This is a genomic window from Bowmanella denitrificans (assembly GCF_039522935.1).
GTDB lineage: Bacteria > Pseudomonadota > Gammaproteobacteria > Enterobacterales > Alteromonadaceae > Bowmanella > Bowmanella denitrificans.
Genome location: NZ_BAAAEI010000006.1, coordinates 1,100,914 through 1,123,345, shown reverse-complemented (window position 1 = coordinate 1,123,345; position 22,432 = coordinate 1,100,914). Strand labels below are relative to the sequence as shown.

At 51.8% G+C, this 22,432-nt stretch carries 18 protein-coding genes; 11 read left to right on the top strand and 7 right to left on the bottom strand.

The genetic code is table 11. The annotated features are described in order from the left end of the window. Window positions 1-79 precede the first annotated feature (79 nt). Window positions 80-2,626 carry an Ig-like domain-containing protein gene (locus tag ABD028_RS07675; RefSeq protein WP_343843720.1) on the bottom strand — a complete coding sequence of 849 codons (2,547 nt, stop codon included), beginning with the start codon at window positions 2,624-2,626 and terminating at the stop codon, window positions 80-82. Window positions 2,627-2,909: 283 nt separating this feature from the next. Here ABD028_RS07675 and ABD028_RS07670 point away from each other — a divergent pair, with 283 nt between their 5' ends. Then, window positions 2,910-3,551, top strand: coding sequence for a glutathione S-transferase family protein (locus ABD028_RS07670; protein ID WP_343843717.1), 642 nt, complete (start codon window positions 2,910-2,912; stop codon window positions 3,549-3,551). Between the two features lie 66 nt (window positions 3,552-3,617). On the opposite strand, the gene pheA is transcribed toward ABD028_RS07670, so the two are convergent. From pheA to yciH, 4 genes are all read right to left on the bottom strand, one after another. Next, entirely contained in the window at window positions 3,618-4,805 is a 1,188-nt protein-coding gene (gene pheA / locus ABD028_RS07665) for a prephenate dehydratase (RefSeq protein ID WP_343843714.1), read from the bottom strand. Window positions 4,806-5,016: 211 nt separating this feature from the next. Beyond that, a complete protein-coding gene (locus ABD028_RS07660; RefSeq protein WP_343843710.1) occupies window positions 5,017-7,386 on the bottom strand; it encodes a penicillin acylase family protein in 2,370 nt (789 codons plus the stop codon). A 267-nt stretch (window positions 7,387-7,653) separates the two neighbouring features. After that, a complete protein-coding gene (locus ABD028_RS07655; RefSeq protein ID WP_343843707.1) occupies window positions 7,654-8,451 on the bottom strand; it encodes a response regulator in 798 nt (265 codons plus the stop codon). 37 nt (window positions 8,452-8,488) lie between these two features. Then, on the bottom strand, window positions 8,489-8,809 hold the full coding sequence (yciH, locus tag ABD028_RS07650; RefSeq protein ID WP_343843704.1) for a stress response translation initiation inhibitor YciH: 321 nt from the start codon (window positions 8,807-8,809) through the stop codon (window positions 8,489-8,491). Window positions 8,810-8,979: 170 nt separating this feature from the next. On the opposite strand from yciH, the gene ABD028_RS07645 reads away from it, so the two are divergent. The 8 genes from ABD028_RS07645 to ABD028_RS07610 all read left to right on the top strand — a co-directional run bounded on the left by ABD028_RS07645 (window position 8,980) and on the right by ABD028_RS07610 (window position 16,373). Next, window positions 8,980-9,423 carry a GNAT family N-acetyltransferase gene (locus ABD028_RS07645; RefSeq protein WP_172449315.1) on the top strand — a complete coding sequence of 148 codons (444 nt, stop codon included), beginning with the start codon at window positions 8,980-8,982 and terminating at the stop codon, window positions 9,421-9,423. 139 nt (window positions 9,424-9,562) lie between these two features. Beyond that, window positions 9,563-10,576, top strand: a complete 1,014-nt coding sequence (locus ABD028_RS07640; protein ID WP_343843701.1) for a Fe(3+) ABC transporter substrate-binding protein — start codon at window positions 9,563-9,565, stop codon at window positions 10,574-10,576. A 120-nt stretch (window positions 10,577-10,696) separates the two neighbouring features. After that, complete coding sequence (locus ABD028_RS07635; RefSeq protein WP_343844071.1) at window positions 10,697-12,277, top strand: ABC transporter permease; 1,581 nt, start codon at window positions 10,697-10,699, stop codon at window positions 12,275-12,277. Continuing rightward, window positions 12,277-13,332, top strand: coding sequence for an ABC transporter ATP-binding protein (locus tag ABD028_RS07630; protein ID WP_343843698.1), 1,056 nt, complete (start codon window positions 12,277-12,279; stop codon window positions 13,330-13,332). Before ABD028_RS07635 ends, ABD028_RS07630 begins: the two co-directional genes overlap by 1 nt. A 2-nt stretch (window positions 13,333-13,334) precedes the next feature. Next, window positions 13,335-14,117, top strand: coding sequence for a S1/P1 nuclease (locus tag ABD028_RS07625; protein WP_343843695.1), 783 nt, complete (start codon window positions 13,335-13,337; stop codon window positions 14,115-14,117). A 49-nt stretch (window positions 14,118-14,166) separates the two neighbouring features. After that, a complete protein-coding gene (locus tag ABD028_RS07620; RefSeq protein ID WP_343843692.1) occupies window positions 14,167-15,165 on the top strand; it encodes an NAD(P)/FAD-dependent oxidoreductase in 999 nt (332 codons plus the stop codon). Between the two features lie 15 nt (window positions 15,166-15,180). Then, window positions 15,181-15,936 (top strand): EAL domain-containing protein, encoded by a 756-nt coding sequence (locus ABD028_RS07615; protein ID WP_343843689.1) that lies wholly within the window; start codon window positions 15,181-15,183, stop codon window positions 15,934-15,936. Next, window positions 15,933-16,373: a tellurite resistance TerB family protein gene (locus ABD028_RS07610; protein ID WP_343843687.1), complete on the top strand. Its 441-nt coding sequence runs from the start codon at window positions 15,933-15,935 to the stop codon at window positions 16,371-16,373. The genes ABD028_RS07615 and ABD028_RS07610 overlap by 4 nt, the downstream gene beginning before the upstream one ends. Before the next feature lie 55 nt (window positions 16,374-16,428). Here the strand turns inward: ABD028_RS07610 and ABD028_RS07605 are convergent, their stop codons facing one another. Both ABD028_RS07605 and ABD028_RS07600 read right to left on the bottom strand, forming a co-directional pair. Then, window positions 16,429-17,670, bottom strand: coding sequence for an MFS transporter (locus tag ABD028_RS07605; RefSeq protein WP_343843685.1), 1,242 nt, complete (start codon window positions 17,668-17,670; stop codon window positions 16,429-16,431). Then, window positions 17,670-19,478 (bottom strand): sensor domain-containing diguanylate cyclase, encoded by a 1,809-nt coding sequence (locus ABD028_RS07600; RefSeq protein ID WP_343843682.1) that lies wholly within the window; start codon window positions 19,476-19,478, stop codon window positions 17,670-17,672. Before ABD028_RS07600 ends, ABD028_RS07605 begins: the two co-directional genes overlap by 1 nt. A 172-nt stretch (window positions 19,479-19,650) precedes the next feature. Between ABD028_RS07600 and ABD028_RS07595 the strand changes: the two genes are divergently transcribed. Together ABD028_RS07595 and ABD028_RS07590 are read left to right on the top strand one after the other, a co-directional pair. After that, window positions 19,651-21,492, top strand: coding sequence for a GNAT family N-acetyltransferase (locus ABD028_RS07595; protein ID WP_102796092.1), 1,842 nt, complete (start codon window positions 19,651-19,653; stop codon window positions 21,490-21,492). Continuing rightward, on the top strand, window positions 21,489-22,406 hold the full coding sequence (locus ABD028_RS07590; protein ID WP_343843680.1) for a histone deacetylase family protein: 918 nt from the start codon (window positions 21,489-21,491) through the stop codon (window positions 22,404-22,406). Before ABD028_RS07595 ends, ABD028_RS07590 begins: the two co-directional genes overlap by 4 nt. Window positions 22,407-22,432: the final 26 nt, after the last annotated feature.

Here is a 22,432-nt window from a genome sequence, read left to right as displayed (position 1 = left end):
TTAATGTCATGCAACAAAGAGCCCCGACATGCGGGGCTCACTTACTGAATTGCCTGATTAGTTTTTTACGGCTGCATCACTATTGCCCGGCATTCATGGCATCCAGTTTTTGTCCGATTGGCACTGAGAAAATATAGTCGTCATGAATATCCCAGTTAATCGACCAGGTCATTACACCGGCAAACTGGCTGAATAACTGGTTGGGCACAAGTGTTGCACACTGTGTTCCTTTGCTGATGCAATCCAGGGCGCGGATAATATCCGCCGTGCTGGCCTGCCCTGAGCCTGCTGAGCTTCTGCCCGAAGGCAGGCCCAAAGCAACCTGATCATCCCTAAGTGGTAAAAATCTGCTGCCATCGGCCAGCTCAAAGCCTTCTAACAGCATTCTGGCCGACGCTACCATCATATCCACCGAACCGGCGGGTGCCGTTTGGGCTGCGTAGGGGTGTCTGAGTCCACCATTGTTGTAAAGCTGAACGTGCAGAATATCCAGGGTGTCACGCAATTCATCAATCAGTGGAATATAGGCCCCCCAGATACCTGAATAGGCCACATAGCCGCCTTGCACATAGGGATGTTCCGGCGCCATGGTCAGGTACATATCCCGGCCCATATTTTTTTCTATCTGCTTCAGGGCTCTGGGTAAACGCGCCTGGATCTGTGAGCCATGCACCAAATTCGAACCGCTTTCCAGGTCGATATCCAGACCGTCAAATCCCCATTCATTGATAATGGCGGTTAAACTACTAACCAGGGCTTGTTCATCCGCATCGGTATTGAGGGTAATAGTGCCTTCTGCCCCGCCCAATGACAGCACCACTTTCTTACCCTGGGCCTGCAGCGCCGCCACATCCTGTTTAAACTGCGTGGCATCAATGCCCGCGCAACTTGAGCCCTGTCCATCAAACAGATTGAAATTGACCCGTCCGCTGACATTAAAGTCATTGTCGGCAAACGCAATATCAATAACGTCCCAGCGTGGAGATATGCTACCCAAGGGTACCGGGCATCCTGCTGGATTCTGGAAGTTATGCCAATAGCCGATAAGTTTATGAGTTTTACCCCTTGGTGTGGCATTGACGACAACGCTCACCGCACTGCTGGTGGCAGTGTTGCCGAGGTCATCAGTCACCATGGCCGTCAGATTGTAGTTTCCGGTCGACCCGGCTAGCCAGTTTGCTGAATAAGGGGCGCTGGTATCGGTAGAAATAACCACACCATTGACTTTAAAAGCGACGTTGTTTACCTGGGCTACGGCTGAACTGGCGTCGGCTGTCAGCGTCAGGCTTGTGCCTAAGTTAACGCGGGTTCCATTGGCGGGAGATGTCAGTGACACCACAACCGGTTCATTACTGACCCGCACTAACACGCTATCCTCGGCCTGATTATTGTCGTTATCGGTGGCAATGGCCTTCAGTTGCACATCGCCGCTTGGATTCGCCACCCAAAGCAGATGGTAGGGCGGCGTGTCGTCCTGACCCAGAAGCTGGTTGTTGGCATAAAAAGCCACGTTGGTCACGCTGCCATCGTCATCGGAAGCACTGGCCTGAATATTCACTTCTGCGCCTGCCAGCAGCACGGCATTATCCACAGGTGAGTCCAAATGCACCGTTGGGGCAATGGCACAAATTCCCAGGTCGCTCCAGGCCTGAGTCCAATGGGCACCAGTACCGGGCGCATAAGCCCAGTCGGCAGCGGACGAACACCAACCTGCCACGTTACAGCGGTATTGATGATTCTGGTTTTGTACCAGTTGACCGGCCTGATAGGCCGTGCCTGGCTGATAGACTGGCAATCCGGCACATCCGCCACCGGGTTTGTCCGCAATCATCAGTGTCACCACATTGCTGAAGCTTTCGGCCTGGTCATCGTCGATGACCCTGGCTTTAAAACTATGTTGACCCGCGACGGCCAGCCAGTTGGTTTGATAGGGCAGGGCGCTGGTTTCGCCGACCTGGATGTTATCTACATAGAAACTGACAGACTGAATTTGCCCATCATTATCACTGGCCTCGGCGCTGAGTGTGACATTGTTTCCGGCAGTCAGCTCTGCGTCTGCCGTAGGATTTGTCAGACTCACACTGGGTGCCTGATTATCCGGGTCCAAAACCTCAATATCCGCCCAGGCCTGGTTTGTAGCGCCTAGATCGTCAGTCACAGTGGCAAGGATGCGTTGTTGTCCAACTGCCGCCGGCCAAGTGACTTCATAGGGGATTTGGGTATCCACAAGCAGCAAGTTACCATTCACTGAAAACGCCACAGATGCGACCTGACCATCTGGGTCTGATGCAGCTGCTGAGATGACAACGTTGTCATTTTTACTGAAAATACTTCCGTTCAGGGGCGATGTAAGTGTGACGTTGGGGAGGAGATTGCCAGTATCGCAATCACCCAATCTGCGCCATTCCTGATACTGGCCTGAATGGCTGGCCGGTTGCTGATTCTGTGTCCACCAATTTGCCTGGTAAGCTATCTGCAGGTGTTGTACCTGATTACCGCCATGGTAAGCCTGGGCGGCGTCCCAAACAGGCAGGTTACTGCACTCCACAGCACCAGCGGTTGTGGGCAGCAGTAGTGTCAGAGCCGCCAGCGGCCCATAAAGAGATGTTTGTTTGTAAGATGACATGGTTTTCCTTATGGCTTGATTCAACAGCCTTTAATCCGTTGTGAAATGCCAGAGGTATTCAACCTACGTCTGAATGAGTGAATCCTTGGAGTGTCGGCAGTGACGATAAGACTTAGACTCACCTTTGCCTCGACAGCCAACCATAGAGTAATGTAAAAATAATGTAAATGTCGGTGGTTGCCTAAATGCCATTGCAAAGGCAAGCGTTTTGACCAAAGCAAGCTGCCGGATTCTCAACAGACAACATTCTTAGTAGAAACAAAACCACTAAAAGGAACACAAAATGCCACTGACCGACAACGTAGATTGCGAATTGACGTTCTACACCAACCCCTGGTCCCGCGGACAAATTGTCCGTTGGATGCTGGAAGAGACAGGTGCTGATTATCAGCAGCAAATTGTGCCATATGGCGAGCAGATGAAGGCCCCGGCATTTCTGCAAATCAACCCCATGGGCAAAGTGCCGGCTATCGTGCACAAAAGCAAGGTGGTCACCGAGTGTGCGGCTATTTGTGCTTATCTGGCTGAATGCTTTCCTGACGCGGCCCTGGCGCCTGAAAAAGCAGAACTGGCGGATTATTTGCGTTGGTTGTTTTTTGCCGCAGGACCATTGGAAGCCGCCATCGTGAATCGTTCTCTGAATGTGCAGGTCAGTGACGAGCAGCAGCGCATGGTGGGGTATGGAAGCTACGATAAAGCGGTTGACGTGCTGGCGGCAAAGTTAGCCGAGTCCGACTATGTGGCCGGTAGCAGATTTACCGCCGCCGATGTGTATGTTGGCTCCCATGTGATTTGGGGGATCCAGTTTGGTACATTACCCAAGCGCCCGGAGTTTGAGCAATATGCCGCGCGTTTGATGGAGCGGGCCGCCTTTAAGACGGCCAGAGCCATTGATGATGAACTGGGCGAAGCCATGAAACCCTGAGTGGACAGGGCTGAGCAGCTTAGGGCAGTGATGGGTTAAATCATGCACAGACTGCCGCCAAGTCGTTTATTCCTGCAATGCGCCAGCTGCGGCTACCCGGGTTGGCGCGACTTCCTCACTGGGATAACAACCCAGCACTTTTAAGAATCGGGTGATGCCGCGCAGCTGTTCAACCGCAGTCTGCATATGGCCGTCCTGCAGGTTAGCTTCCACGTCAATGTAAAACATTTCCTCCCAGGGATTGCCGTTAATAGGGCGGGATTCCAGCTTGGTCATATTGATCTCGTTGTCGCGCAGTACCAGCAGTGCTTCTACTAAGGCACCTGGTTTTTGTACGGTGCTTATCACCAGAGTGGTTTTGGCCGGGATCTGCAGCGGTACATTGACCGGCTTGCGTGACACCACAATAAAGCGGCTGTGATTCTCTTTCTGGTTGGCCAGATTCGACTTAATTGGTGTCAGACCATACAGGGCACCGCCTGGAGCGCTGCCGATAGCAGCGATTGATGGGTCCTGCATTTCACTGACCTTCAGCATTGCGGCAGACGTGCTGTCGGTGGGTTTGACCTCAATATTGCCAAGTTCGGCAAGAAAATGACTGCACTGGGAGAATACCTGCGGGTGGGCATACAAAGTTTTGAGTTTGCTGATATCAGTATCACAACCCACCAACAATGCATGTTCCACCGGATGCGTCAGTTCGCCGATAATCGACAGACGGGTGTGCTGCAGCAAATCGAATACTTCATTGATACTGCCCGATGAGGTGTTTTCAATTGGCAATACGGCGTAATCGGCTTCACCGGATTCAACCTTAGCCACTATGGCATCAAAACTGGGGCAGCCTATTTCCAGCAACTCCCCTGAGCGGCGGGCAAAATATTTTTGCGTGGCAAGATAACTATAAGAGCCCTTGTCACCCAAAAAGGCCACGCGGTTAAGTGGCTGGGCATTGTCTGGATTAGCCTTTTGTGCCAGTAACATTTGCTGGTTAAGCACTGAATCTTCAATGATCACATGAAATAGCGCAGTGATGTATTGGGGGGGCAGGCCCAATAGTTGGCCTTGCTTAATCAGCTTAATCAGCAGTTGCTCTTCGCGGGCTGGGTCACGCACCTGCATATGGGCCTTAATTTTGGTTTCTGCCACCTGATTGGTCAGTTGCTGGCGCTCAGCCAGCAAACCCAGTAGCTCTGCATCCAGGGCGCTGATATGTTGTCGAATCTCTTCCAGTTGGGCCTGATAGTCTGTCATCTGTATTTCCTGTTGCTGAAAACGAAAAAACCTCCCTGGTGGGAGGTTTTTGTATCCGACTTTCACGCAGCCAGTTACCTCCCGGGCTCAGGTGAGGTAAAAAAGTGCGCAAAAGACAATGTATATAATTTCATGCCCTCGAATCTAGGGGCTGACAGTCTGCTTGTCAACCCTAAACAAGCTGAATACTTATATCAATTCCAACAAAACTTTATTCACCTGGAATCAACCGGAGCTGATAACGCGTTGCTTGCGGCAACAGTCCGGTGGGCTGACCACTGCGCCAGGCTTCATGGCCCACACCAAAATAGGGGGACAGGGGATGACCGGCCTGACTTGAAGGCATATGGAATATGGCCTTGTCTTCATGGCCCGGAGCCACTACCAAACGCTGGGAAGCACCAGAACTGCTTTGCGCTACTCTTGGCATAAAGGAGTCGCCAGCCAGCGGTAGCTTAGGCATATCGGTAAGCTCACCGAGCAGCGGTACAAAGGCACTCATGGGGTGGCGAATATCCACGGCATTGAACTGACCCCAGGTCAGTGTGCGCCAGTCACCAAAGTCTTTATCCAGCTTGGCCAGACTGTCGGTCAGCGCGGCATTAAACAACTCCGTCCAACTGTCATAATCACTGGGTAGCAGGTTTTGCGGTTGCTGGCTCACCATCAGCCACAGCGGGGCTTCCATCTGATTGCGCACCGCATTGAAGTTAAAACGCGGCGAATGTGCCAGCATCAGGCGGTTGAGGTCCTGGAACACTTTATCGCGCAGGTTTAACCGAAACTGGCGCACCAACAAGTAGCCAAGGTCATCTTCTGCCGCGCTGGCTGTCCAGTTTTGCAGGGCTTCGATAACCAGCGCTTTTTGCGGATGCTGACTGGCTGGCAGAACGGTTTTAAGCATAAAGTCATGCCAGGGGGTTAAAAATACCGCGCGGTTATCCAACTGGATATCCAGCAGGTCTTGTTCATTGAGGCTATCCTTGGCGAATAAATCGTCACGAATTTGCTGGTTGCGGGCGCCCAATGCATAGCCACCATCGCCGATTTTATCGTACATCTGCCCGCCAACCACGCGCGCGTTGGCGGTCCACAGACGATGGTGAGCAGGATTAATAACTCGCGGATAATCGTTGGATTCCAGGTAACCGGACCAGCCAGCACTGCCGTCGCTCCAGTCGGCAATATAGCGGCTGTCAAAACCAAAACGCACGGGCATAGGGCCGGCAATAGTCCAGCCGATATTGCCCTGACTGTCAGCCATCATCAGATTCTGGGCCGGGATGCCCATGGTATTGCCGACATCAGCGCCTTGTTCCACGGTGTGTGCCAGTTCCAGACCAATCAGATTCATATTGGCGCCTTGCTGGTCATGGGCTACCCAGCGCAGTGCCAGCGGATTGCCGTGTTCGTCTTCAGAGACCACTGGTCCCCAGATGGTTTCTTTAACCTGAATTGTTTGTGTTGGCGCATCTTTAATATCGATTTGCTGGCTGACAAAAGTAAAGGGTTGATAGCCCGCCGGGGTCAGATATTGATCGCCGTTTTCATTCAGTTTCAGCCGTATCAGATCGCTCCAGTCACCATAACTATTGGTAAACCCCCAGGCCAGCTTACCATTACTGCCAACCACCATTAGTGGGGTGCCGGGCAGGGTAACGCCTGTTACCTGGTGCTGTTGACCATTCTGTTGCCAGTTAAATTGTGCCTTAAACCAGATATTGGGCACGCGCAGCCCAAGGTGCATGTCGTCCGCCAGGATCCCGGCCTGATAAGGACTCAATGCACCGCCCACAGCCCAGTTGTTACTGCCAATCGTTCGGTCTTCGGGGCTGCCGTCGAGCATCACTAATTCCTTATTCTGTGATGTCGGCCAGCCTGAAGTCGGAAGCGGGTTTGTTGCCAGTATGCTGCCGTCGATAGGCGCATCCCACTGGCTGCCAGGGGGGTGTAAAAAGGCGTAAAGGTCTTCGGGAAGGTAAGATTTCATCAACGTCAGACTGAGATCTCGTCGGCCATCATGGTGTTGTAAATCCAGATACATACTATACAGGGCCAGCATTGTGTCACTGGGCTGCCAGGGCACAGGTTCAGCACCCAACAGATAATATTCAAATGAACGTGCTGCGAGTGCTTCCAACCCCTGGTTTACGCCATGAGTATAGGCTTCGATGACTTCTCTGTGCTGGGCAGGCATGGTTTGCAAAGCAAGTTGCGCTCTGTCTCTGAAGCGGTGCAGACGGATTTCTTTGTCCCGCTTCAGGGCCGCCGCACCGAACAAGCCGGATAATTCGCCAGCGGAATTGCGCCTGAGCAGATCCATCTGGAAGAAGCGTTCCTGAGCATGTACAAAACCTACCGCATGGGCGAGATCCTGGCGGCTGTGCGCCGTAAATACCGCCATGCCGCCTGCATCACGCATGACATCAACGGTCTGGCCGAGACCTGGCAGTGCCTGTTCTCCATCCAGTTTTGGCAGACTGGCACGCAGCAGCAAATAGGCGCTCAGTAACATAATAATCAACAGAGCGGTAAGGCCCAGTAACAACGATTTGAGTAGTTTGGTTTTGGCAGCGGGCATGGCGCAACTCCTTGTTTTTGGAACCATAGTACGGTGATAGTCAGACAAAGAGAAGAGGTCGGATTAGATTGCTGCTTTGCCGCCGCATTCCAGAAAACGTGCCAGAGCAGAAAATGCCAGACAGCCTGCAGAAGGCGCTAAGGAGATGGCCAAGATAAAACGCAAAGCACCTTGCCACCTTGGTAACTCGCAGGTAAACAACGATAAGGGAGTGTGTATCTGTGTCCGTCCTTGGACAACTTGCCGCAGGTACGCGGCTTTTGTTGATTAGTGGCCCAGCAACGAGCTGAGTAACTTGCGAACCTCTGCCGATTCAAATGGCTTATCACATAAGGCATTGACCCCGGTTTGCTGAATATTACTCATATGGGCGCTATTGGCCTCAGAGGTCACCATAATAATGGGGATATGTGCCGTATCCGGGTTATAACGCACAAACTCTGACAGCTCGCGGCCATCCATTTCCGGCATATTGTAGTCTGTGACCAGCAGATCGAAGGCATGATCTTTCAGGAAGGTCAGTGCCATGGCACCGTTTTCGGCTTCGGTAATCTTCTTCAGCCCCATATTTTCCAGCACGCGGCGAATATGATTGCGGGCCATACGACTGTCATCCACCAGCAGGACTCGCACTTCGTTGATATCAAACAGCTCGAGTTCAAGCTCTTCAGCGTTGATTAAATCCAGTGTGGCATTTAAGGCGCGGGACAAATGCAGGGGTTCAAAAGGTTTGGGCAGAATGGCTACCACGCCGGCTTGCTTGAATTCTTCCAGTTTGGCCGGACGGAACTCGCTGGATACCAGCATAAAGGCCACGGCGGCGGTTTTTTCATCCTGCTTTATGGTTTTCAGCAAATCCAGGCCGGTGCCGTCTTCGAAGTACATGGCGCTGACGACCAGGTCGACCCCATGCTTATAGATAACGTCTAAAGCGGATTGCACATTACCGGCGGTCTCTACCCGGCCTATTTGTTCCTTGGCCAGCATGGCACCGATGATCTTACGCTGGGTATCGGAAGGTTCAACCAGCAGAATGGTCAGCTCGCTGCGGGAAATATGTTCCATTGGGGATCCTCAATGAGATAGTCTTGACGATGGGGCCTCAGCCTCCGGCAAGCTTAACCTGAAAGCCTTTCTTTTCAAGTAAAGCTTTAATCTTGTCGCGATTGTCACCCTGAATTTCAATGACCCCGTCTTTTATGGTACCGCCGGTACCACAGACTTTTTTTAAATCGCTGCAAAGCTGCTTAAGCTGCGCATCGTCCATCAGCATGCCATATACCGTGGTCACGCCTTTACCTTTGCGCCCTTTGGTTTCACGTTTAATGCGAATGATGCCATCCCCTTTAGGAACAGGTTTGGCAGGCTCAGTCTGCTGAATACGGCCGGTGCCGGTAGAATAAACCAGTGGATTGTCACTCATAAGATGACCCGTTATTTAATCGATGCCGGGATCTTACCCAACTGGCCTCGTTTTGCCCAGACGCTTGATGGCAGGTAAAGCAGGGCAGGTTGCTTTGGCAGTACCTTGGCTCTGGGCTAGAATGCGATTCGATTTTAGTTGGCAATAAGGCAGGACTTTTGATGCAGGATATTCTACTTCGCCAGGCAGTCGCGTCAGATCTGGAGGCGTTAACCCAGTTTAATCAGGCCATGGCCCTTGAAACCGAGAACAAAACGCTTGATGAAAACACCTTGCGCCAGGGGGTGAATGGCATACTTCGCCATCCGCAGTTTGGCTTTTATCTGGTGGCCGAGAAAGGCGGTGAAATTGTCGGTAGTCTGGCGGTCACTTATGAATGGAGTGACTGGCGAAACAGCCTGTTTTGGTGGATCCAAAGTGTTTATGTATTGCCGGCGCACCGTCGTCAGGGCATTTATTCTGCACTCTACACTAAGGCAAAGGCGTTAGCGGCAGAGCAGGGCAACGTATGTGGCTTTCGCTTGTATGTGGAGAAAGATAACCTGGCCGCCCAGGCAACCTATCAGCATTTGGGGATGCAGGAATGCCAGTATTTTATGTACCAGAGCAAGTGAAGACCATGCCGCTATTTCGTTAAATGACAGGCATGCTGCGACGGTCAGATAAGGTTGTTATTGAGAATGGTTCTCAAAAATAATAAAGTGGCGGCCGTGTCAGGGGCATGCCGCCCCAATTCAAATTTAAGGGAACATCATGCTAAAACCTGTTGCTGCTCTAATTCTTGGTCTGTCAGCTCTGGCGCCGGTGCAAGCCGCCGAGGAAGTGAATGTCTATTCTGCGCGCAAGGAAGCCCTGATTAAGCCGGTTCTGGACAAGTTCACTGCCCAAACCGGGATTAAAGTGAATCTGATCACGGGAAATGCCGACACCCTGTTGTCACGTATTGCCACAGAAGGTCAGTTTAGTCCGGCTGATATATTGGTCACTACCGATGTGGGCCGCCTGCAATGGGCAAAAGAATCGAATCTGCTGCAAAGTGTGCAATCTGATGAGATCAAAGGCCTGGTACCACAAAATCTGCGTGATCAAAACAATCAGTGGTTTGCCCTAACATTGCGGGCGCGTCCGGTAATGTATGCTGTCGATCGGGTTAAGCCTGAAGAATTAGGACGTCTGGAAGACCTGACCGACGCCAAGTGGAAAGGGCGCATTTGTGTGCGTTCTTCCAGCAATATTTATAACCAGTCCATGGTTTCCGCTCTGATGGAACAAATTGGCGAGCAGGCCACATTGGCATGGGCCAAAGGCCTGGTGAAAAATTTTGCCCGTCCACCCAAAGGCGGAGACCGCGACCAGATTAAAGCAGTGGCCGCCGGTCAATGTGATATCGCCATTGCTAATACTTACTATCTGATTGGCATGCTGGGGGATGCAGATCAGTCTCAGGTGGATGCCGCTAAGAAAGTCGCGGTTTTTTGGCCTAACCAGCAGGACCGTGGCACCCATGTGAATATCTCCGGGGCTGGCGTAACCAAATATGCTCCGAATGCTGAAAATGCCAAGGCGCTATTAAGCTTTATGCTCAACAAAGAGTCGCAGCAATGGTATGCAGAGCACAATGGCGAGTATCCGGTGCGTCAAGACGTTGAGATCAGCGACAGCCTGAAGGCGTTAGGCAAATTCAAAGCCGAGTCTATCCCCCTTGAGAAAGTGGGTGCCCGTAACGCTGACGCGCTGATGCTGATGAATAAAGCTGGCTGGAAGTAAGCAAAAAAATACGGATAATGCGCTGCGTTTGCGCATTTTCACAAAACAGGAATAGGTTTGACGAAACTGAATTTGAAGGGCCTGCTGTGTGGGTGGCGACTTGCTACCTTGCTACCTGCTATGCTGCTGGCTCTGCCTATTCTGTTGGTGCTGTTGAGCTTGAGCCAACCACAGTGGCTAATCTGGCAGCATCTGGCCGAAACGGTATTGGCCGACTATTTATTCAACAGCCTGGTGCTGGCGTTTTCTGTTGGGCTGGGAGCCATGCTGCTGGGCACCAGCCTGGCCTGGTGCTGCCACCACTATCAGTTCTGGGGCCGTTCCTGGTTTGAGTGGCTGTTGCTGCTTCCTCTGGCCATTCCGGCCTATATTATTGCCTATAGCTATACGGGGCTGTTGGACTTTGCCGGTCCTCTGCAAAGTACCCTTCGTGAGGCCACAGGTTGGGGGTATGGTGATTACTGGTTTCCGGAAGTCCGCTCCCTGGCTGGTGCTGTCTTGATGCTGGTACTGGTGCTTTATCCTTATGTCTTTATGTTGGCCAGAAATGCATTTCGTGACCAGTCTCAGAGCTTATTGGAAGCCAGTCGTAGCCTGGGCCTGACGCCTTCGGGGTACTTTTTTAAAGTGGCAGTACCCATGGCCAGACCCGCCATTATGAGCGGCACCGCCCTGGCCATGATGGAGGCCTTTGCGGATTTTGGCACGGTGGAATACTTTGGGGTCAATACGTTCACCACGGGTATCTATCGTACCTGGTTTGGTATGGGCAACCCGATGGCTGCAGCGCAGTTATCTGCCTTGCTGACCTTATTTGTTTTGCTGTTGGTACTGTGGGAACAATATGCCAGACGACGGATACAGTATTTTTATCAGGGCCATAAGCATCAGTCTCAACAGGCTGTTGTACCGCCTGCCTGGCTAAATCTGCTGTTATGGCTGTTTTGTGCGCTGGTGTTGAGTCTGGGCTTTTTAATTCCAGTCGGTATGCTGCTGCACTGGGCTTTGCTGGTGGGGACTGAACAGTTAAACAGCCATTTCTGGCAACTGGCGTGGAACAGTTTTTCCCTGGCACTGAGCGCTGCCCTGATCATTCTATTACTGGCTATGCTGTTTGCTTACGCCAGACGCCTGAAGCGGGACCCTATGGTTGCGTCAATGGTGGGACTGGCGAAACTGGGTTATGCCGTACCCGGTACTGTTATCGCCGTTGGTACTATGCTGCCGCTGGCCTGGTTTGACAAATCCGTGGATGGCCTGATGCAGGCCTGGTTCGGCATCAGCACCGGCTTATTGCTTTCCGGCACCCTGTTTGCTTTGCTATTGGCTTATGCGGTGCGCTTTCTGGCCGTGTCTCTGCATCAGGTGCAAAGTGGTCTGGAGCGCATCAAACCCGGTATGGATCAAGCCGGGCGCAGTTTAGGTCTGAATCCTTTTGGGGTGCTGACCCGGGTACATCTGCCTATGCTTAAAGCCAGTTTGTTAAGTGCGCTGCTGCTGGTATTTGTAGATGTGTTAAAGGAACTACCAGCCACTTTAATTTTACGCCCATTTAATTTTGATACCCTGGCCATTCGCACTTACGAGCTGGCCTCCGATGAGCGTTTATCCGATGCCGCCTTGCCAGCTCTGCTGATATTGTTCGCCGGGTTACTGCCAGTGATACTGCTGGCCACCGCCATCAATAAGGAATCAACCTGATGCTAGCCCTGAATAATCTAGCCGTTGCATACCATCGCCGTGTGGTGGTTGAGCATATGAGTCTGGCTCTGGCCAAAGGTGAGATAGGCTGTCTGCTGGGGGCTTCTGGTTGCGGTAAAACCTCAGTGCTCAGGGCCATCGCCGGTTTTGAGCCAGCCTATGCCGGGGAAGTGCATTTGCACGGTGAAAAGGTCAGCACAGCAGGCTATACCCTGGCACCAGAAAAACGCCGAATCGGCATGGTGTTTCAGGATTTCGCCCTGTTTCCACATTTAACCGTGGCGGAGAATATTGCTTTTGGCCTGCGCACATTACCCAAACGCGCGCAGCAAGAGCGCGTTAACGAATTGCTTGAGCTGGTGGAATTGCAGGCACTGGGCGGACGCTATAGCCATGCGCTTTCCGGCGGCCAGCAGCAGCGGGTGGCACTGGCCAGGGCACTGGCCGCAAAGCCGGATTTGCTGCTAATGGATGAACCCTTTTCCAGCCTGGATACCGAGCTGCGCGAGAGCCTGGCCTGCCAAATCCGCGCTATCCTTAAGCGGCAGGACATCGCTGCGCTGCTGGTGACCCATGACAAAACCGAAGCCTTTACCATGGCAGACAAAATAGGTGTGATGGACAAAGGCAGACTGTTGCAATGGGATAAGCCGGTCACTCTGTTTGATCGGCCTGCTAGCATTGAAGTGGCTGAATTTATCAGTAAGGCGACACGTATCCGCGTGCAGCATTCCAAGCGGCAACGCATTAGTGGCAGCATTGGCAACTGGCCTTTGCCGCAGCCATTAAGCGCTGCGCCTGATGCTGAATTGCACTTATTACTCAGGCCTCATCAGGTTAAACCTTGCGATGATGGCGCTTTGAAAGGAAAAGTCATACGTCAGGTTTTCCGTGGCAATGATTATTTGTGTGAAGTGGAGCTGGCTAATGGTGAGCAATTGTATTGTCAGGCTCCGCTGCATTTGAATCTGACTGTAGGGCAGGAAATAGGGCTGTTGCTGGATCTGCAACAACCTTGGTTGTTTGATATTGCTACTGGGGCAAGGGTGGTTTAGTCATGACGTTAGGTCAGAATTTTTTATTGTTGTTGGGTTTACTGCTGTCCTCGCAGGTTCTTGCCTGGGGCGAAAAAGGCCACCGCACTGTGGCCCTGATCGCCTACCAACAGCTTAACGCGCAGACCCAGGCCAGGGTAGATGCGCTGCTGGCCCATAAAGGCTTTGCAGATATTGGCGATGCGTCGGTTTGGCCTGACAAGGTGCGCGAACAAAAATTACCTGAATACGCCCATACCGGCCCTTGGCACTATGTGAACCTGCCCCGAGGTAGCAACGGTTTTGATATGCAGCGGGATTGCAGTCGTCCCTGTATAGTCAGTGCGCTGGCACAGATGTTGGAGCAATTAAGCAGTCACAGTCCGGATGCACAGGCTGAGGCTCTGGCGTTTGTGGTGCACTTGGTGGGTGATTTGCACCAACCTTTACATGTCAGTTTTGCTGATGATCGCGGCGGCAATGATCGTAAAGTGATGTTTGATGAAGAGCCAGTCAGCCTGCACTATTACTGGGATAGCCTGGTGCTTAAATCATTACCTCAATCTGATTTGCTCGCCGCACAGCTATTGGATGCCCTGTCAACCGAGCAACGTCAAAGCTGGCTGTCTGCTGACGTAAATCAATGGCTGGCAGAATCCTATGCTATTACAGCCTCCCTGTATCAAACCAATCCGGCCGTGATAGACCCGGTGGCAAATCAGCACTATCAACAGCAAGCCAAGCAAAGGATAGTTCAAGCCGGTCTCAGGCTGGCTTCGTTACTGAACAAATATCTGCCTGAATGATCTTTTGCCTATCTGTGCCGTAACTAAGCCTTTTTGGTTTTTGTTGGCTATGGATATTGCAGTTGTAGGTGCCGGAATCACAGGTTGTTTAATTGCCGCGACCTTGCAAAAGCAAGGGCATAAAATCACCGTATTTGAAAAATCCCGTGGCAGGGGCGGACGCGCCACATGCAAGCGTACGCATTGGGGCCAGTTTGATTTAGGCGCGCCCTTTATTCGGCCGACTGATCCCTTAGTGACAGAGCATCTGACTGAGCTTGAACAGCAGGGTGTGGCCAGACGGTGGCTGGTCACGCCCTATAAAAAACAGCAAACGCTGCAAGCCGATAAGGACAATACACCCGTCTATGTGTTGACCCCAGGTATGAATGCTGCCTGCCATTTCTGGCTACAGGGATGCCGGCTGGCCACTTCTACCCGTATTACTTATTTGCAGCACAGCGCGGGCAAGTGGCTTTTATGGGACGAAAGCCAATGCAAGTTTGGCTTATTTGATTGGGTCATTGTGACTGCACCCTGGCCACAAAGTCATGCATTACTTGCCCCCCATGTGTGTTTACCGGCTTTTGACGAAACGCATTGGTTACCTTGCTGGACGGTGGCGGCCCAATTACAAACCGCTTTGCCAGACGTGATGCCGATTATCTACCCAAGTGATTCGATACTGCAGTTGGCGGTGCTGGACAGTGAAAAGCCGCTGCGCCAGGGGCACAGCCAGATATGGACGATGCAATTAACACATCAGGCATCCAATGCCATGCGTGAGCTCAGTAGTACTGTTATCGCAAGAACGGCGCTTATGGCTCTGGCCAGCCTGTTTGAAAGGGACGCTGTTGATAGCCTGCAGTGCTATCAGCATTTTTGGCGCTATGCCAGGCTGGCACCCGATGCGCCTCGCCCATCGCCTGTTTGGGCCCCTGAGTTAGGCCTGGCCGCCACAGGAGACTGGGCGCTGGGCGGCTCAGTTGAGTCAGCCATGCGCGCTGCTGTGCAATTTTGTCAGCAATTTACTGACAACTTTTGTTATGCTCAAAGTAGGTCGGGATAAACACAAAATGAGCCTATGGATAATTGTCGCCGATGCCAATGTGATAAACCGCTGGATTTTGAAATTGCCATGGCGTTTCAGCCAATAGTGGATATTCAATCGCGCAGTGTTTTTGCGCACGAAGCACTGGTAAGGGGAACTAAAGGTGAAGGGGCTGGGCAAATTCTGGCGCTGGTTACAGAGCAAAATCGCTATAGCTTTGATCAAACCTGCCGTATTACCGCCATTCGTATCGCTGCTGAGTTAGGTTGCCAGACCCGTCTGAGCATTAACTTTTTACCTAATGCCGTCTATGAACCGCAGGCCTGTCTGCGTGAAACACTTAGTGCTGCCAGGCAATATGATTTTCCCCATGAACGGATTATTTTTGAGGTCACCGAAGATGAGCGGGTTGATGTGAAGAAAATCCTGGATATTTTTCGCACGTATAAGAATCAGGGCTTTATGACCGCTATAGATGATTTTGGCGAAGGCTATTCAGGGTTGAATCTGTTGGCTAACTTTCAGCCTGACATCATTAAGCTGGACATGATGCTGATCCGTGGCATTGACAATGATCCGGCTAAACAGGCGATTTTTAGTGGTATGGCACTGATTGCCAAACAACTAAACATTAAGCTGCTGGCAGAAGGGGTGGAAAGCCGACCGGAGTTCGACTTTCTAAGGGCGCATGGCGTGCGGTATATGCAGGGGTATTATCTGTGTAAACCACAGTTTATGGCGCTGGCTGATGCAGAGCAGATATTCAAGCATCTGGAGGATGAGATTTGATAAGCAAGGTGAAGCAATGGCTGAAAGCCCGTCTTGACCCTGTCTCGCAGGAGCAGACCAGCAAGGTGGATTTGGCCACCGCAGTATTATGTATGGAAGTGATCCGGGCCGACAATCAACTGGATGACACAGAGCTGGACTTGCTATGTCAATTGCTGCAAAAAGAGTTTGATTTACCCCCATCGCAGGCCAAACTGTTGCTAACCGAATCCAGAGCAAAGGCCGAGCAGGCGGCCGATCTGGTTAGTTTCACCCGACTGCTCAACGAACAATGCAGTGCCGAGCAAAAATGTCGGATGCTGGAAAATTTGTGGCGTCTGGCATTGGTTGATGGCCGCTTAGATGTGCACGAAGAACATATTATCCGCCGCATTGCTGACTTGCTGTACATTCCCCACAGTCAGTTTATTCAAACCAAACTAAAGGCACAGTCTTAGGGGCTGTTTATCTTTCAAGTATAGATTTTGTTCAAATCCAGCCCCTCGCCTACCACTATTCCACTTCTGGCATCCGCCAGGTGCTGAATGCGCCTCCTAAGGTCAGTAACCCCAAAACAAGCACGGTGCTGGTGACTGACCAGGTGGCAAGGGCGGCGGTTAACGCCCCTGCCAGTAGCAACAGTGCGCCAATCACACTATTGCTTAAAGACACATAGTCGGTACGTTTTACCCCTTCTGCCATATTAACCAGGTAGGTTTGCCTGCCAATGCGAACACCTTCATGTGCCATCATCAGTAGCAGGTAGAACAGCGCATACAGCCAGTCAGACAAGCCCTGGGTTTGCCATTGGCACGCCCAGACCGCCAGACAGCAACTACCGGCCAGGGTGCCGCCTAGCATCATAACCCTGCGACTGGAGGTATCAGCCATCAGGCCCCATAGCGTGGCAGATAAACTTGACGCCAAGGCACTGGCCAGCAAAAACAGCGCAAAGGTGTGTGCACCATGTTGCTGCTGTGCCAGCAATAACAAAAATGGACCGGCCAGGGCACTGCCCATTAACAGGGCTCGTGAAACAACAAAGTGCCTGAAAACCTTGTCAGTTGTCAGCAGCTCGGCGGCGCGTTGAATCAAGCCAGTGCTGTTTGCTGCATGGCGTGTTTCACCGTCCGCTTCGTTCAACCCAGCAAACAGTGCGCATGCACCAAGCCAAAGCAGAGCTGCAATCACCAGCAGCCACAAGTAAACAGGTTGTTGAGGGGCGGAAGTGGGGGCAAAAAAATACAGACTCACTAGCAATGTCAGGCCGCCGGCTATACTGGTGGCAAAACCGGACAGCCTGCCACGCTGACTGCGCTTAATCAGCTTGCCCTGAAGATCCTTGATAGTGACAGAACACAGCCCCCTGGCCAGACTGAACAATGCCAACAATCCGAGCACGACCAAACCTGCTGCATCTCCAGAGCCAAGTTGTAGTGTCAGTGCCATTAAGGCTACGCACAGACCCTGGCTAAAACTGCCCCATTGCCACAACCAGCCGCGTCTGGCAAAGCCGCTCACCCAGTTACCAATGGCCAATTGTGGGATCAGCGATCCTGACTCGCGGATCGGCACCAACAGGGAAATAATAGCAGGTGAAACACCGGCACTGCCTAGCAACCAGGTCAGCACGAGCTTAGGAGACGCAAGCAAGTCCCCCAGTTTTGTCAGTACCAAGCTGCTGCAGATAAGTTTGAAATGGCGACTTGCATACGGGCGCTGACAGGGATCCGCGCTGTGCACTGTTTTGGTCATTAGCTTGTGCCTGCGTAAACCTGATTTCGGCCCGCCGCCTTAGCCAGGTATAAATTTTTGTCTGCTGCTTTGAGCAATGCTTCAACGCCTGTATGGTCGCTGTGTTTGGATGGAATCTGACTGGCAACACCAATACTGGCGGTTAAGTACAAGGTGGTGTCATTCAGTTGCAGTGGCTCAGCGGCAATACAACGCCGGATTTGCTCAGCAACACCTATTGCGCCGTTAAGATCAGTGCCGGGCAGAACAAAAGCAAATTCCTCTCCACCATAACGTGCGGCTAAATCGCCTGGCCGGTGCAATTGTGCATCGAGACATTTTGCTACCTGAATCAGGGCTTCATCGCCAGCCTGGTGTCCATGTTGGTCGTTAAACGCTTTAAAATGATCGATATCTAACAGCAGTAATGCCAAAGGTTGCTGATGGCGAGTTGCCACCTGCCACTGGTACGCCAGTTGCTGGTCAAAGGCCCGGCGATTGGCAATACCAGTCAGGCCATCCTGAGTGGACAGCTTCTGCAGTTTTTCGTTGGCTTGTTGTAACGCCGCAGTGCGCCGTTGCACGCGACTTTCCAGCTTATCTATTGAGCTTGCCAACTCATCACCTAACTGTGCCAGATTATGTGATAGCTGCTTAACCTCGCGAATCGGACTCTGGTGATACCTGTCCTGACGTAGCGCACTCAGATTACGATTACTGGCAATACGGGAAATTTTTTCAATGGGACGCGCGATCAAGCGGCCTAGCAAGGCGCCACACAGCGCCAACACCACCAGGGTCAGCAGAATAAATATCAGGGTTTGGCGGGTGGCAACCATAGTGGGGCCGACAAACTCCTGCTCGGGCAGCATAACCCCCAGTTGCCACTGCAGACCATGACCAAGATCCAGAGGATGGATCTCTGCCAGATAGCCTTGTTCCTCTACCTGAAGTACGCCACTGAATGTCTGGTCAAAGGCCAATTGACTGGCAGCCCGTAACAGCGCACTGGGATGGTCGGCCAAACTGTACCTGAGCGTTGGCGAATCAGGAGACACGGCTGGCAAGGCGTCACTGGAACTGGCTATCATCAAGCCATCAGCATCGGCCAGAAAGGCGATGCCGCCTTTGCCAAGTGGGGCACTTTGCATAAATTCACTGATCTGTATCAGTGCCATATCTGCACCACAAACTGCTATCACTTGGCCTTGTTGATTGGTCACCGCCAGCGACATATTCTGGCCCAATCCAGCCATGCCGACATAGTGATAGACCTTGCCCCAAACCAATTCCCCTGGGTTGGCTAGAGCTTGCTGGACAAAGGGGCGTTGACGCGGGTCGTAATCGTATAAATCTGAGTGACGCTGACCAATGCTGCCATCAGCTTTAGCATGATAATCAGCCAACTTAAACGGGGCATCAATGAAGTTAGCCGCAAGCTTGGGTTTTGCCTCTAAGTCAGGGAATCGTGCGCCTGTGATGTAACGCCCATCTGGTAATGCCACCGAGATAAAGGTCATGCGCTCAAACTGCTGAATTTGCTGATAAAGCCAGGGGGCCAGAGTTTCGGGTTCGTCGATGTTCAGGCGCTTGCCTAAGATCCCTTGTGCGTTTAACTGCAATATGGTCGGCAATCTGGCAGTAAGTTGCTTTACTCTGCCGGCCAGCCGCTCGCTGCGCTCGGCAGCAAATTGTTGGCCAAAGGCCCGGCCTGTTTCTTTGCTGCTGCTAAGTGACAAGCCACCGATTAACAACGCCGCAATTAAAAACAACAAGGTTGAAGGTAAAATCATCATCAACCTTAGTGGCAATGCGCCAGACCAAGTCATATTAAGGATCCATCCGTACAGCTTTGAATTATCTTCAAACCAGATTTAACAGTATTCCGGGATTTGCTAATGTTACGGCAACTTAGCCCTAACCCGAAAGCTTTTGGTGTAAATCAAAGCCTGCTGACGCGCTGGATGCGATAATCAATCATCTACCGTAAAGGAGTGAACTATGTATACCGCATTGCCTAACCGGCCGGATTGGCAGTCGCTGCTTAAATCAGGTAACCGCATTTTTCTCGGCTCACACGCTGCCGTGCCCAATGCACTGCTGGATGATTTGATTGCCAATGCCCAGGGCCTGCATGATATTGAAATTGTGCATATTCTGACCTTGTCAGATCACCGCTGGGTCGACCCTAAATTAAATGAACTGTTTAAAGTTAATACCTTATTTATCGGCGGTGACAAAATGCGCGCTGCGGTATCAGAAGGGCGGGCCGACTATACCCCTTGTTTTCTGTCGGAAGTCCCAAGTCTGTTTGAAACCGATATTCTGCCGCTGGATGCTGCATTGATTATGGTCAGCCCCCCCGACAAATTTGGTTATTGTTCGCTGGGGGTGTCGGTGGATGTGGTGCAGGCAGCGGTGCGTAAGGCCCGCTATGTGATTGCCCAGATTAACCCGCTGATGCCCAGAACCAGTGGTGATTCCTTCGTGCATGTGTCTCAGCTAAGCGCTTGTATTGAACGTCAACAGGCCTTGCCGGAAATGCCGGAAGTGGAACCCGACCAGGTCACAGAGCGTATTGGTCAATATGTATCGATGCTGGTGGAAGATGGGGCCACTTTGCAACTAGGCATAGGCAAGATCCCCAATGCGGTATTGCAATATCTGCAGAATCACCGCGACCTTGGTGTGCACAGTGAATTGATTACCGATGGCATTATTGAGCTGATTGCCAAGGGTGTAATTAACAACCGCAAGAAGACCTTTCACCCGGGTAAAACGGTCACCAGCTTTTGTCTGGGCAGCAAGAAGCTCTATGATTTTGTTGACGGCAATCCCCATGTGGAGTTTTACCCCAGTAATTATGTGAACTCACCGGTGAATATTTCGCGCAACAATAAAATGGTGGCCATTAACAGTGCCATTGAAGTAGACCTGACCGGTCAGGTGGTAGCTGATTCTATTGGTTATCAGTTCTACAGTGGTATTGGCGGCCAGGTGGATTTTATTCGCGGCGCAGCAATCAGCCCCGGTGGTAAACCCATCATCGCTTTACCTTCTACTGCCAAAAACGGCAAGGTATCGCGCATTGTGCCGCATATTACCCAGGGGAGTGGCGTTGTTACGTCTCGCGGCCATGTGCATTACGTGGTGACCGAGTTTGGCGTCGCCTCATTAAAAGGTCGCAGTATCCGTGAACGGGCATTAGAGCTGATTCGGGTGGCGCATCCTAAGTTTCGCGCCCAACTGCTGGAGCAGGTACGTAAACATTATTGGGTGCCTCACTATCAGAAAGATTACCCCCGCGAAGTACCGGAACTGGGTAAAATCAGTGTCAAAACCCTGATTATTGATGGTGCCAGTTTTGACTTACGGCCGCTTAATCCGGCAGATGAAAGGCGCCTGCAGGAATTTTTCTATTCCCATACCAAGGAAACCCTGTTTTACCGCTACAACTATTATCCAACCCAGATGACCCGGGAAAAATCCTGTAGTCTGGTCAGTGTCGACCAAAGCCGCGATTTGGCTCTGTGTATCGTCAAGCAATATGGCTCGATGTCAGAAATTCAGGCCGTCGGGCGGTACTATCTGAATCAGGACGGTAGCAGTTGTGAAGTGGCTTTTGTGACCAGGGAAAAATACCATGGTAAGGGCATGGCCAGACAATTGCTGGCAGAGATGATCAGCATTGCCAGCAAGAGAGGCATAAAAACCATGCAGGCCTATGTGCGCTCTGACAACAAGAATATGTTGAAGGTGTTTGAGAATGCCAATTTTAAACGCCAGCCGATGGACGATCCCGGAGAAGTTATTTTGCAGTTATCATTAGAGGCTCAGCCATGAGCCTGGTATTTATCAGTCACCCGGCCTGTGCATTACATGATGTGGGCGATGAACACCCCGAGTCTCCAGAACGACTGGACGCCATTAACGACAGACTGATTGCGTCAGGGCTGGACTATTCCATCTTGCGCGCCGAGGCCAAAAAAGCCAGCCGTAAACAACTGTATCTGGCCCATGACAAAACTTATGTGGATAAGCTATTTGCCTGCACACCAAAAGAAGGCAGGGTGCAACTGGATGACGATACCAGCATGATGCCTCGCAGCCTGGAAGCCGCCCTGTACGCGGCCGGCGCGAATATTATGGCGGTGGATATGCTGATGCAGGGCAAAGCGGGGCAGGCCTTCTGTGCGGTGCGCCCGCCAGGCCATCATGCCGAGCGCGATAAAGCTATGGGCTTTTGCCTGTTTAACAATGTGGCCGTAGCGGCACATTGGGCCATGCATAAGTACAAACTGGAACGCATCGCCATTGTGGATTTTGATGTGCACCATGGCAATGGCACCGAGGATATCTTTTTTAATGATCCGCGCGTGCTGTTTTGTTCGTCCTATGAATACCCCTTTTATCCTTTTAATGTGGGACCGGGAAACGAGCATATTCTGAACTTGCCGTTACCCGCCGGGACCGACGGCGACACATTTCGTCAGGCCGTAACGGACAATTGGCTGGATAAGCTGGATGCCTTTGCGCCACAACTGATTCTGATTTCTGCTGGGTTTGACGGTCACTACGAAGACGATATGGCGCATTTTCGCCTGGTGGAAACCGATTACGACTGGATCACCCGCGAACTGAAAATTATCGCCAATAAACATTGCAGCGGTAGAATGCTGTCCAGCCTGGAAGGCGGTTATGCGATGAGTGCGCTGGGGCGCAGTGTGACAGTGCATATTAAGGCGATGATGGAGTAGGGGGCTGTTGCCGGTATTAAAGTATC

What these genes read in the sequence shown, in the direction of transcription:
- yciH (WP_343843704.1), bottom strand. Translation starts at nt 8,809, where the DNA reads ATGAGTGACAATCCACTGGTTTATTCTACCGGCACCGGCCGTATTCAG.
- ABD028_RS07590 (WP_343843680.1), top strand. Translation starts at nt 21,489, where the DNA reads ATGAGCCTGGTATTTATCAGTCACCCGGCCTGTGCATTACATGATGTG.
- ABD028_RS07615 (WP_343843689.1), top strand. Translation starts at nt 15,181, where the DNA reads ATGGATAATTGTCGCCGATGCCAATGTGATAAACCGCTGGATTTTGAA.
- ABD028_RS07640 (WP_343843701.1), top strand. Translation starts at nt 9,563, where the DNA reads ATGCTAAAACCTGTTGCTGCTCTAATTCTTGGTCTGTCAGCTCTGGCG.
- ABD028_RS07595 (WP_102796092.1), top strand. Translation starts at nt 19,651, where the DNA reads ATGTATACCGCATTGCCTAACCGGCCGGATTGGCAGTCGCTGCTTAAA.
- ABD028_RS07635 (WP_343844071.1), top strand. Translation starts at nt 10,697, where the DNA reads ATGCTGCTGGCTCTGCCTATTCTGTTGGTGCTGTTGAGCTTGAGCCAA.
- ABD028_RS07630 (WP_343843698.1), top strand. Translation starts at nt 12,277, where the DNA reads ATGCTAGCCCTGAATAATCTAGCCGTTGCATACCATCGCCGTGTGGTG.
- ABD028_RS07605 (WP_343843685.1), bottom strand. Translation starts at nt 17,670, where the DNA reads ATGACCAAAACAGTGCACAGCGCGGATCCCTGTCAGCGCCCGTATGCA.
- ABD028_RS07660 (WP_343843710.1), bottom strand. Translation starts at nt 7,386, where the DNA reads ATGCCCGCTGCCAAAACCAAACTACTCAAATCGTTGTTACTGGGCCTT.
- ABD028_RS07670 (WP_343843717.1), top strand. Translation starts at nt 2,910, where the DNA reads ATGCCACTGACCGACAACGTAGATTGCGAATTGACGTTCTACACCAAC.
- ABD028_RS07625 (WP_343843695.1), top strand. Translation starts at nt 13,335, where the DNA reads ATGACGTTAGGTCAGAATTTTTTATTGTTGTTGGGTTTACTGCTGTCC.
- ABD028_RS07600 (WP_343843682.1), bottom strand. Translation starts at nt 19,478, where the DNA reads ATGACTTGGTCTGGCGCATTGCCACTAAGGTTGATGATGATTTTACCT.
- ABD028_RS07655 (WP_343843707.1), bottom strand. Translation starts at nt 8,451, where the DNA reads ATGGAACATATTTCCCGCAGCGAGCTGACCATTCTGCTGGTTGAACCT.
- pheA (WP_343843714.1), bottom strand. Translation starts at nt 4,805, where the DNA reads ATGACAGACTATCAGGCCCAACTGGAAGAGATTCGACAACATATCAGC.
- ABD028_RS07675 (WP_343843720.1), bottom strand. Translation starts at nt 2,626, where the DNA reads ATGTCATCTTACAAACAAACATCTCTTTATGGGCCGCTGGCGGCTCTG.
- ABD028_RS07620 (WP_343843692.1), top strand. Translation starts at nt 14,167, where the DNA reads ATGGATATTGCAGTTGTAGGTGCCGGAATCACAGGTTGTTTAATTGCC.